This window comes from Enterobacter sp. ZOR0014, from assembly GCF_000798855.1.
GTDB lineage: Bacteria > Pseudomonadota > Gammaproteobacteria > Enterobacterales > Enterobacteriaceae > Enterobacter > Enterobacter kobei.
Genome location: NZ_JTLF01000326.1, coordinates 31,622 through 42,226, shown reverse-complemented (window position 1 = coordinate 42,226; position 10,605 = coordinate 31,622). Strand labels below are relative to the sequence as shown.

10 protein-coding genes are annotated in these 10,605 nt (G+C 55.6%); 2 read left to right on the top strand and 8 right to left on the bottom strand.

Annotated features, from left to right (window positions below; translation table 11 throughout):
- Positions 1–377 (top strand): GNAT family N-acetyltransferase (locus L977_RS18660; RefSeq protein ID WP_047626535.1); only part of this gene is annotated, 377 nt, incomplete at its 5' end.
- A 33-nt stretch (positions 378–410) separates the two neighbouring features.
- Here L977_RS18660 and L977_RS24355 read toward each other — a convergent pair.
- The 8 genes from L977_RS24355 to betI form a co-directional block, all read right to left on the bottom strand.
- Positions 411–635: a hypothetical protein gene (locus L977_RS24355; RefSeq protein WP_231070121.1), complete on the bottom strand. Its 225-nt coding sequence runs from the start codon at positions 633–635 to the stop codon at positions 411–413.
- 69 nt (positions 636–704) lie between these two features.
- Positions 705–1,445: an SDR family oxidoreductase gene (locus tag L977_RS18655; RefSeq protein WP_047626533.1), complete on the bottom strand. Its 741-nt coding sequence runs from the start codon at positions 1,443–1,445 to the stop codon at positions 705–707.
- 274 nt (positions 1,446–1,719) lie between these two features.
- Positions 1,720–2,367, bottom strand: a complete 648-nt coding sequence (locus L977_RS18650; protein ID WP_047027606.1) for an anti-sigma factor — start codon at positions 2,365–2,367, stop codon at positions 1,720–1,722.
- Positions 2,364–2,918: an RNA polymerase sigma factor gene (locus L977_RS18645; protein ID WP_023332333.1), complete on the bottom strand. Its 555-nt coding sequence runs from the start codon at positions 2,916–2,918 to the stop codon at positions 2,364–2,366. The genes L977_RS18650 and L977_RS18645 overlap by 4 nt, the downstream gene beginning before the upstream one ends.
- A 43-nt stretch (positions 2,919–2,961) precedes the next feature.
- Positions 2,962–3,525 carry a fasciclin domain-containing protein gene (locus tag L977_RS18640; RefSeq protein WP_014882930.1) on the bottom strand — a complete coding sequence of 188 codons (564 nt, stop codon included), beginning with the start codon at positions 3,523–3,525 and terminating at the stop codon, positions 2,962–2,964.
- A 150-nt stretch (positions 3,526–3,675) separates the two neighbouring features.
- Complete coding sequence (betA, locus tag L977_RS18635; protein WP_023332335.1) at positions 3,676–5,340, bottom strand: choline dehydrogenase; 1,665 nt, start codon at positions 5,338–5,340, stop codon at positions 3,676–3,678.
- A 13-nt stretch (positions 5,341–5,353) separates the two neighbouring features.
- Positions 5,354–6,826 (bottom strand): betaine-aldehyde dehydrogenase, encoded by a 1,473-nt coding sequence (gene betB, locus L977_RS18630; protein ID WP_047626532.1) that lies wholly within the window; start codon positions 6,824–6,826, stop codon positions 5,354–5,356.
- A gap of 13 nt (positions 6,827–6,839) precedes the next feature.
- Positions 6,840–7,427: a transcriptional regulator BetI gene (betI, locus tag L977_RS18625; RefSeq protein ID WP_014882933.1), complete on the bottom strand. Its 588-nt coding sequence runs from the start codon at positions 7,425–7,427 to the stop codon at positions 6,840–6,842.
- Positions 7,428–7,555: 128 nt separating this feature from the next.
- Between betI and betT the strand changes: the two genes are divergently transcribed.
- Complete coding sequence (gene betT / locus L977_RS18620; RefSeq protein WP_023332337.1) at positions 7,556–9,589, top strand: choline BCCT transporter BetT; 2,034 nt, start codon at positions 7,556–7,558, stop codon at positions 9,587–9,589.
- Positions 9,590–10,605 lie beyond the last annotated feature (1,016 nt).

Sequence of the window (10,605 nt, the reverse complement as noted above, 5' to 3'; positions counted from 1 at the left end):
CGATTGAGCGGTTTCTCGGCTCGGTGGAAATCGGCCATGTCACCTGGTCGCGCAAAATGAAGGGCACGCGTTTGGGTACCGAGGCGGTGTGGCTGCTGCTGAAAAATGCCTTTGAGCATAAGTACCGTCGACTGGAATGGAAATGCGATTCAATGAACATTGCCTCGCGCAATGCGGCGGAGCGGCTGGGTTTTGTCTGGGAAGGTCGCCTGCGGCAGAAACTCGTGCGCAAAGGGCGTAATCGCGACAGCGATATGCTCTCCATTATTGATGGCGAATGGCCGCAAAGAAACGCAGAGCTGTGCGCCTGGCTGGCTGCGGAGAATTTTGACGGCGAAGGGCGGCAGATCAAGCGGCTTGAGGCATTTCGGTTATAAGTCTTGTATGTAGGGTACAGCTGGAACGGATAATTACTCTGAGGAAATGGCAATTTCAATCAGGTTGGTTTCTCCGGACTGGACACCCATGGCGTGGCCTGGACCGCTGGCGGTATGCAAATTGATAAAGCCCGTTTTGCCGAGGCTTTGGCATAGCCGTCGGCAATGGCAACCACGCTGCTCTTCTGGAGTGCCAAATATATTTTCTATGTCTTCTCTTTCCAGAAGTTCAAGGAAAATATCGGCACCCGTCCGCATATTTCAATCTGATATAGACGTTAATGATTTAATCATGATGACACCTCATTTAGCGTTATTTAAGGCATGCTAAAATTCTTCCTGCGTCGGACGAACCACAATTTCATTAATATCAACGTCGCCAGGCTGTTCAATGGCAAATAAAACGGCTCGGGCAATGGCGTCAGCCGGAATAGCCTGCTTATAGAATTCGTGCAAAAACGCCAGGCTGTCTTTATCAGAACTGCCGAACTGCAGTTCGCTTTCGACGGCGCCGGGGGAAATAAGCGTCGTGCGGATAGTTTTCCCCACCTCCTGACGTAACCCTTCGCTCAGGGCGCGAACGGCAAATTTAGTGGCGCTGTAAACGACGCCGCCGGGGGCAAGCACTTTGATACCCGCAACGGAAGCCACGTTAATAAAGTGTCCGCTACCCTGACGCTGGAACACCGGTAACGCCGCGGCAATGCCGTACAGCACGCCCTTCAGGTTAGTATCAATCATCTTGTCCCACTCGTCGGTTTTGCGCTCGCTGAGGGGGGCTATCGCCATGTAACCGGCGTTATTGATCAATACGTCCACGCGCTGGTAGGCCGTCACAGCGGCATCGATGGCGGCCTGAACCTCTTCCTGACGGGTGACATCGGCCTTCACGGCAATCGCCTTGCCGCCCTGCTGGATAATCTGATCCACCAGGGCATTAATCCTGTCGAGGCGGCGCGCCACCAGCACCAGCGAAAAGGCCTTATTCGCTAAATACAGGGCAATGGCCTGACCGATGCCGCTGCTGGCGCCGGTGATAACGACAACGTTGTTTGCACTGTTATTCATGATCTTATCTCGCTGTTGAGTAATGCAAAAAATAAAAGGCAGGGAGGTGTTAATGAATAATGACAAATTCATTAACGCGGATTTTTGATATATTGTGTATCGGAAATAAAATGATGGCTGTTTAAAACTTAATGGAGTGTGGAAGAGTCTGTCAATATCATATTTTTAATATTTAAACGGATTGCATGCCTAACGTTTATTTCTTATATGTAAGCGAGAATAATATAAAAAGAAATGGGGTGACGCTGGAGGCCCTGCGAACAAGGCCTAAGGATTAGATTTTGCCACTATAAAGCACCGGGCCTGTTGGCAAGCCTGTGGGTGATCCGCCCTCTGGTTCAAGGCTTATCGCTATCGTGGCGCCAGGAGGAAGCGTTGTGTTCCTGAGGGTCACCTTCGTCGGTATGCTGCTATGCAGCAATCCCAGCGAGACAGGGTTCTGTCCGGTCGGAATCAGCCAAAGCTGCAGGCTGTGCTGCGCCGGGACGGCGGCAGGTCCGAGAGGAGCAATACTCAGCTGCTGACGGCGGCTGTCCGCACTCACGACCCACTGCCCGTGCTGTTGGGCATCGTTGAGCACCATCAGCGGTGCGAGCGTCGGCGCGCGGGTGGAATACCACGTCACGACGCTAAAGGCGGCAAGACCGGCTGCCACCATCCAGCCGAGGTAAGGTCGATGGTTGCGCAACGGTTGTTTAGACGGCAGTTCGAGGGCAATTTTTTTCCACACCGACTCAGGGGGAGGAATGGGGACAAGATGGCTATCGAGCGTGCTGAGCATTTCCTGCCAGTACGCTACGCGGGCGGCCAGAGCGGGCTCATTGGCAAGCCTTTTCTGGAACTGAAGCCGCGCGCCTCCCCGCAGGGTGCCGAGGGCATATTCTGCTGCCAGCATGTCGTCGCGTTTTTCTGCGTTATTCATAGCCCCACACACTCCCGGAGATGATCCATTGCGCGACGTATCCAGCTTTTCACTGAGCCCACAGGCTGCTGGAGCCAGTCGGCAATATCGCTGTGAGACATCCCCTGATAGTAGGCGAGCGTAATGCTCTGGCGCTGCTCGCTACTCAAATGTTCGAGACAATGCCTGAGCCGTTCTGCCTGCACATCGTCGTGCCAGTTGTTCTGCTCGTCATTCTCGCTCGGCAGAAGCGCGTCGGTATACGGCGTCTCGCGGTCGGCTGCCCGGGTTTGCCCGCAACGCAGCCAGTCAATACAGCGGTTGCGAACAATATGCGTAAGCCAGGTCATCGGGGAACTGAGGGCGGCGTTATAGGTTTCGGCTTTACTCCAGACCGTGAGAAAACAGTCGTGAAGGATCTCTTCTGCCCATGCCCGGTCACGCAACATGCGCAGCGCGACGGCAAACAGATGCGGCGAGGTGAGTCGGTAGAGTTGTTCAAATGCACGGCGATCGCCTTTCGCGACCGCCTGCATTAATTTCTGCTGCTGTTCAGCCAGCGCGTTATCCATGTTTTTCCCGAAAGGCAACGGCACACTTCCGAAGTATAGACAACTACTTAGGCATCAGAACGGTATCAATGACATCGATTACGCCATTTTTTTGATGAACGTCGTAGGTGCTGATGTTTGCCACATTGCCCTGACCATCCTTAAGCTGAATATTGTGCAGGCCGTTGCTCATGATCCACAGCGGCTGACCGTTAACGGTCTTCAGCTCCGCGCGACCACCACCCTGTTTAATTTTCTGCTCCAGCGCTTTCATATCGTAATTACCGGCAACCACGTGATAGGTCAGGATGCTGGTTAGCAGTGCTTTGTTTTCGGGTTTGACCAGGTTATCGACCGTACCGGCGGGTAATTTCGCAAACGCCGCATTGGTCGGCGCAAACACGGTGAACGGTCCTTTGCTCTGTAGCGTATCCACCAGTCCGGCAGCTTTGACAGCGGCCACCAGAGTCGTGTGATCTTTCGAGTTCACGGCGTTTTCAACAATATTTTTGCTCGGGAACATTGCCGCTCCGCCCACCATCACGGTGTCAGACGTCATGGCTGCTGATGCGCCTGCACAGAAGAGTAAAGCGCTGGTTACGAATGCAACACGGGTTAGCTTTTTCATCATCATTCCTCGGATTGGGGAGCAAAGGGGTTGCTCACATACCCATATACGAAGGCAGGGTGGAAAGTGGATGCAGGGAAATGAAAATAAATTTAGGAGACGTTTATTCCCTCTCCCCTGTGGGGAGAGGGTAAGGGTGAGGGGGCACCCTCAGCGGCGAACCGGCGCCCCGTTCGCGACATAATACGCGGCCGTGCTCTTCGCCAGCGGTTCGCGCCCGCGAATGGCGTCTGCAATCTTCTCGCCAATCATGATGGTGGTGGCGTTCAGGTTACCGGTGATGATCTGCGGCATGATCGACGCATCCACCACGCGCAGCCCTTCCAGCCCGTGAACGCGGCCTTCGCCGTCGACAACCGCCATCTCGTCATAGCCCATCTTACAGGTACCGCACGGGTGGAAGGCGGTTTCGGCGTGGTTGCGCACGAACTCGTCCAGCTGTTCGTCGGTCTGGCACTCGACGCCCGGGCTGATCTCGCGACCGCGGTACTTGTCCAGCGCAGGCTGATGCATGATCTCGCGGGTGATACGGATCGCGTCGCGGAACTCCTGCCAGTCCTGTTCGTGGGACATGTAGTTGAACAGGATCGCCGGATGCTGATGCGGATCGCGCGACTTGATGCGCACGTGGCCGCGGCTCGGCGAGCGCATGGAGCCGACGTGGCACTGGAAGCCGTGCTCTTTTACCGCATTCGAACCGTTGTAGTTAATCGCCACCGGCAGGAAGTGGTACTGAATGTTCGGCCACGCGAACTCCTCGCGGCTGCGGATAAACCCGCCCGCTTCGAAGTGGTTGCTCGCCCCCACGCCGGTGCCGCCAAACAGCCACTCGGCGCCAATCTTCGGCTGGTTCCACCACTGCAGGGCAGGGTAGAGGGAGACCGGCTCTTTGCATTCGTACTGGAGGTACATCTCCAGGTGATCCTGCAGGTTTTCGCCCACGCCGGGCAGGTCGTGCACCAGCGGGATATCGAACTGCTTCAGCAGCTCCGCGCTGCCCACGCCGGAACGCTGGAGGATCTGCGGGGAGGCAATGGCGCCTGCGCTCAGCAGCACCTCTTTGTTCGCCGTCGCTTTCGACGGAATCGTGCTTTCGCCTTCCAGCCACTCGACGCCCACCGCGCGCTTGCCTTCAAAGAGGATGCGGTCGGTCATGGCGTGGGTACGGATGGTCAGGTTCGGGCGTTGCTTTGCCTGGTCCAGATAGCCGCGCGCGGTGCTGGCGCGTCGGCCCTTCGGCGTGACCGTGCGGTCCATCGGGCCGAAGCCTTCCTGCTGGTAGCCGTTGAGATCGTCCGTGCGCGGGTAGCCCGCCTGCACGCCCGCTTCCACCATCGCCTCAAACAGCGGGTTCACGCCCGGTTTGGAGGTGGTAACGCTCACCGGACCGTCGCCGCCGTGGTAGTCGTTCGGGCCTACGTCGCGCGTCTCTGCCTTGCGGTAGTACGGCAGGCAGTTGAGATAGCTCCAGTGCTCCAGACCCGGCTCTTTCGCCCAGTGGTCCAGATCCATCGCGTTACCGCGGATGTAGCACATGCCGTTGATCAGCGACGAACCGCCCAGCCCTTTACCGCGCCCGCACTCCATGCGGCGGTTGTTCATAAACGGCTCTGGCTCGGTTTCATACGCCCAGTTGTAGCGCTTGCCCTGCAGCGGGAACGCCAGCGCGGCAGGCATTTGAGTGCGGAAGTCAAAGCGGTAATCCGGTCCGCCCGCCTCAAGCAGCAGCACGGTGGTATTCGGATCTTCAGTCAGTCGTGTTGCCAGTACGTTGCCGGCAGAGCCGGCGCCGATAATGATGTAGTCAAATTGCAAATAAACCTCCCGGTTAAAATATGGACTGGAATTTACCCATCTCAACCTGGATGGACTTCACCTGGGTGTAGCTCTGCAGCGTCATAACGCCGTTCTCGCGGCCAATGCCGGAGTGTTTGTAACCGCCCACCGGCATCTCTGCGGCGGATTCACCCCAGGTGTTGATCCAGCAGATGCCCGCTTCGAGCTGATGAATCGCGCCGTGGGCGCGGTTCAGATCGGCAGTGACGATACCCGCCGCCAGTCCGTAGTCGGTATCGTTGGCGCGGCGAATCGCTTCTTCATCGGTTTCATAGGTGAGGATGGACATCACCGGGCCGAAGATCTCTTCGCGCACGATGGTCATCTCGTCGGTGCAGTCGGTGAACACGGTCGGGGCCACCCACGCGCCGTTATCAAACCCTTCGCCCTTCAGCACGTCGCCGCCGCACAGCACGCGCGCGCCTTCTTCTTTACCTTTGGCGATGTAGCGCAGCACGCTGTTGCGGTGCGGGAAGCTGACCATTGGGCCAAAGTTGGTTTTCACATCGAACAGATCGCCCGCGCGGATGCGGCTCACGCGCTCAACGATTTTCTGCTCAAACGCGGCCTTAAATTTCGCGGGCACGAACACGCGGGTGCCGTTGGTGCAGACCTGACCGGAGCTGAAGAAGTTGGCCATCATGGCGATGTCTGCCGCCAGATCCAGATCCGCATCGTCGAAAACAATCAGCGGCGATTTGCCGCCCAGCTCCATCGTCACCTCTTTTAGGGACGAGGCCGCCGAGTTGGCCATCACCTTTTTGCCGCTGGCAACGCCGCCGGTAAAGGAGACCTTCGCGATGCCCGGATGCTCGGTCAGGTACTGGCCGGTCTCCGCGCCTACGCCTGGCAGGACGTTAAACACGCCGTCCGGCAGACCCGCTTCGGTATAGATTTCGGCAAGCTTGAGGGCGGTGAGCGGCGTCACTTCGCTCGGCTTGAAGATCATCGCGTTGCCCGCCGCCAGCGCCGGGGCCGATTTCCACAGGGCGATCTGGATCGGGTAGTTCCACGCGCCGATGCCCGCCACCACGCCCAGTGGCTCGCGGCGGGTGTAGACGAATGAGGTGTCGCGCAGCGGGATCTGGCTGCCTTCCAGCGCCGGGATCAGCCCTGCGTAATACTCCAGCACGTCCGCGCCGGTGACGATGTCTACGGTCGAGGTTTCGGAATACGCTTTACCGGTATCGAGGGTTTCCAGCTTCGCCAGCGCGTCGTTACGCTCGCGCAGGATATCCACGGCGCGACGCAGGATGCGTGAGCGCTCCATGGCGGTCATCGCCGCCCAGATTTTTTGCCCGCGTGTTGCGCTTTCCACGGCGCGGTCGACGTCTTCACGCCCGGCGGCCTGAACGCTCGCCAGGACTTCACCGTTGGCCGGGTTGATGGTCTCGAAGGTGCGACCGCTGGTGGCGGGTGTATAACCACCATTGATATAAAGCTGCTGTTCTGCCATTCGGGACATACTCTCTCCTCGGTTATTCGGTCGGTAAATGCTGGCTGATAAAGTGGCTGGTGAGCGACTGGGCCAGCGTTTTATCCAGCGGTTTGCCGCTCAGTGCGGCACGCAGCCAAAGCCCGTCGATCAGTGCCGCCAGCCCGTAGCCCGCTTCCTGCGCCTGCTCGCGCGGCAGTTCGCGGCGGAACTCGTACACCAGGTTCGACAGCAGGCGGCGGCTGCTGACCTGCTGCAGACGGTAGAGCATCGGCTGGTGCATGCTGCTCGCCCAGAAGGCCAGCCAGGCTTTCATTGCCGCGCTGCTGATCTGGGTTTCATCAAAATTGCCGCCGACAATCGCCTGTAATCGCTGCTCCGCGCTGCCGTCCGGCAGGGCGTGCAAGCGGCTTAATACCGCATCGCGCAACTGCCCGGTGATGTCGCGCATGGTCGCTTCCAGCAGACCGTTTTTGTCTTTGAAATAGTGACTGATTATCCCCGTGGAAACGCCCGCCCGACGGGCGATCTGTGCGATGGTTGCGTCGTGCATTCCCACTTCATTTATTGCTTCCAGCGTGGCGTTAATAAGCTGCCTGCGCCGGATCGGCTGCATCCCCACTTTGGGCATTGTTGCCACTCCATTCATCAGCGTTGGTAATACATTAAAGCGTTTTTTGATTGGACGTTCAATATAAAATGTGTCTTAATTGTTGCGGATTTGGATTTTAATAGTTACAAAAACAGTGGGGATACTGGATGACAGACCTTTCACAAGACAGAGAAAAAGACAAAATCAACCCGGTCGTTTTTTATACTTCCGCCGGGCTGATTTTGTTGTTTTCCCTGACGACGATCTTCTTTCGTGATTTTTCCGCCGAGTGGATTGGGCACACGCTGAACTGGGTGTCGAAGACCTTTGGCTGGTACTATCTTCTGGCGGCGACGCTCTATATTGTCTTCGTGGTTTGCATCGCCTGCTCGCGCTTCGGTTCGGTGAAGCTTGGGCCAGAGCAGTCCAAGCCCGAGTTCAGCCTGCTGAGCTGGGCCGCAATGCTGTTTGCTGCGGGTATCGGCATCGACCTGATGTTCTTCTCCGTAGCTGAACCGGTCACGCAGTATATGCAGCCGCCGGAAGGGGCAGGGCAGACGATGGAGGCCGCGCGCCAGGCGATGGTCTGGACGCTGTTCCACTACGGCCTGACAGGCTGGTCGATGTATGCCCTGATGGGGATGGCGCTCGGATACTTTAGCTATCGTTATAATTTGCCCCTCACTATCCGCTCTGCGCTGTACCCGATTTTTGGCAAAAAAATTAACGGGCCGATTGGTCACACCGTTGATATCGCAGCGGTGATTGGCACCATCTTCGGCATCGCGACCACGCTCGGTATCGGCGTGGTGCAGCTCAACTACGGGCTAAGCGTGCTGTTTGATATTCCGGATTCAATGGCGGCGAAAGCGGCGCTGATTGCGCTCTCCGTGATTATCGCCACCATCTCGGTGACCTCCGGCGTGGACAAGGGCATCCGCGTGCTCTCCGAGCTGAACGTCGCGCTGGCGCTGGGCCTGATCCTGTTCGTGCTGTTTATGGGGGACACCTCGTTCCTGCTCAATGCCTTAGTGCTGAACGTGGGCGACTACGTGAACCGCTTTATGGGGATGACGCTCAATAGCTTCGCCTTCGACCGTCCGGTGGAGTGGATGAATAACTGGACGCTGTTCTTCTGGGCGTGGTGGGTAGCGTGGTCTCCGTTTGTCGGCCTGTTCCTGGCGCGAATTTCGCGCGGGCGCACCATTCGCCAGTTCGTGATGGGCACGCTGATTATCCCGTTCACCTTTACCCTGCTGTGGCTGTCGATTTTCGGCAACAGCGCGCTGCACGAGATCATCCACGGCAATGCCGGTTTTGCTCAGGAAGCGATGGCGCACCCGGAGCGCGGCTTCTACAGCCTGCTGGCGCAGTACCCGGCATTTACCTTTAGCGCCTCCGTGGCGACCATCACCGGGCTGCTGTTCTACGTCACCTCAGCGGACTCCGGCGCGCTGGTGCTGGGCAACTTCACCTCGAAGCTGAAGGACATCAACAGCGACGCGCCGAACTGGCTGCGCATCTTCTGGTCGGTCGCCATCGGTCTTCTGACGCTCGGCATGCTGATGACCAACGGTATTTCGGCGCTGCAGAACACGACGGTGATCATGGGCCTGCCGTTTAGCTTCGTCATCTTCTTCGTGATGGCCGGGCTGTATAAATCGCTCAAAGTGGAAGACTACCGCCGCGTCAGCGCCAGCCGTGATACCGCGCCGCGTCCGATGGGCGCGCAGGACAGGCTGAGCTGGAAAAAGCGCTTGTCGCGCCTGATGAACTACCCGGGCACGCGCTACACCAAACAGATGATGGAGACGGTCTGCTTCCCGGCGATGGAGGAAGTCGCACAGGAGTTGCGCCTGCGGGGTGCCTACGTGGAGCTGAAAAATCTGCCGCCGGATGAAGGCGAAAACCTGGGGCACCTGGATCTGCTGGTGCACATGGGCGACGAGCAAAACTTCGTCTACCAGATCTGGCCGCAGCAGTATTCCGTGCCCGGGTTTACCTACCGGGCGCGCAGCGGGAAATCGACCTACTATCGGCTGGAAACCTTCCTGCTGGAAGGTAGCCAGGGGAACGACCTGATGGACTACAGCAAGGAGCAGGTGATTACGGACATTCTGGACCAGTACGAGCGCCACCTGAACTTTATCCATCTGCACAGGGAAGCGCCGGGGAATAGCGTGATGTTCCCGGATACCTGATTTCCTTCAAACGTCTTCCGATGATCTACGGGCAAGGTTGTTAGCAAACCTTGCCCTTTTTTTTGCCTGCATGAAGCCGTGACCATTATTGTTAATTTGCGACGAGAAAATTGATCTGGGAACGGTTAATAACTCAAGTTTTTGATTTTATTTATTTAAATGTGATTTTTGGAATTGCCTGGACTGTTTTGAATGTAAAGAATGTTCAGTATTTGTCAGCTTTCACTTGGGAAAATCGCAAAAGATGTCACGAAAAATCCTAATTTAACCCTATTAAGACTAGGTTTAACAGGGGTGGGATATCATTGTAACTTATTGATTATAAATAAATGTTTATTTTTTGTGGGTTTTATTGCTAATTGTTCGTTAATTTTAGATAAATATATTGATGTGAAATTTTTGTTTCTGTGTGCGGCAATGAAAAACATAAATGAAACATTTGTGTTTTTAAACTTAAAAAATCAAATTAAGTGGTTTTTTATATCGCATTTAATATTTTTTACAGTGTTTTGCTTTGATAAATTAGTCTCATTGTCACATTTTCTTCATTTTAATAACATTTCAGTGCATCAGATGAACACCGAAACCCTTTCGAATGGAGAAGACGCCGACATGGAAATGAGAATGATAAACTTCTAAGGAGTCTTTGTGCCTTTTGTCTCTGACGAGCTTCTGTATGGATACACGATTTTTCATCATCTTGAGTACCGGCTTTCAACCAGAACGCTTATCAATATCAAGAATGGACGTATTAAAAGATTCGGCATGACGAAAGCAAGACTGTTCGAGTATCTCCTGGCGGGGATGGATAACGAAATTGTCTACGATAATGACATCATCATACACGTGTTTGATGATTATGGACTACGGTGCTCGAAATCCTATTTGTTGTCCATGATGAAGAAAATCCAGAACGCATTTAATACCGTGGGCTTTGAACGATATCCTTTTACCAGAATCTATGGGAAAGCGTACAAAATCGACTGCGGTTCGTTAGAACGGATATATGTTGTAAA